The organism is Hymenobacter rubripertinctus, from assembly GCF_003583925.1.
Taxonomy (GTDB): domain Bacteria; phylum Bacteroidota; class Bacteroidia; order Cytophagales; family Hymenobacteraceae; genus Hymenobacter; species Hymenobacter rubripertinctus.
This window is the reverse complement of record NZ_QYCN01000119.1, coordinates 1-576: the sequence shown is the minus strand read 5'-3', so window position 1 is coordinate 576 and position 576 is coordinate 1. Positions and strand designations below refer to the sequence as shown.

The 576-nt window shown below is 66.7% G+C and carries 1 protein-coding gene and 1 pseudogene; both read right to left on the bottom strand.

The genetic code is table 11. From position 1 onward, the window contains the following. Positions 1–365, bottom strand: a 365-nt coding sequence (locus D0T11_RS21795; protein WP_182888572.1) for an IS1 family transposase, incomplete at its 3' end; no start/stop codon positions are given. Then, positions 322–576, bottom strand: a pseudogene (locus D0T11_RS22975) (IS1 family transposase); the annotation flags it as partial. The gene D0T11_RS21795 and the pseudogene D0T11_RS22975, both read right to left, overlap by 44 nt.

The following is a 576-nucleotide window of genomic DNA, read 5'->3' as shown; positions in this document are numbered from 1 at the left end:
CTAAACGAGCAGGACTTGCGCACCAACACGCCGCACTTTTGGCGCAACGAACAGTTGATGGCCTCCACGATGCTCGTCTGGCCGCTGCCTTTGGGGCTGGGCCGATGGGCAGCGGCTGGAAACACGCCCCGGTAGGCYTCCCAYTCGTCCGTGTAGTACCACGTGCCCGTGCGATACTGCTCGGGCAAGGCGTCCCACAGGCGCTGGGCCGTGGCCCGGCTCCGGTCACCCARCACCCAGGCCACGATACGGCGACTGGCCCGCTYCACGGCCAGCCAGAGCCACACTTTATTGCCCTTGTGGCCGACAAAGGTCCACATTTCATCCAACTCCAGCTCCCGTGGCCGGCGGGGYTTGGGGCGCAACTGGGGCGTGGYCTGCGCTTTTTTTTGCCAGTTTGACAATCGTCGGCCGGGCCACCCCGGTCAGGCGCACGATGGCTCGTTGCGAGACGCGCTCGACCAGCAGCTTCTCCACCTGCGCGTACTGGGCCGCCTTGCGGGCGGCGGCCGGCTCGAATAGGGCTTGGTGGCGGCAGGCTTTGCACTGGTATTTGGGCTGGCCGTGGCGGCTGCC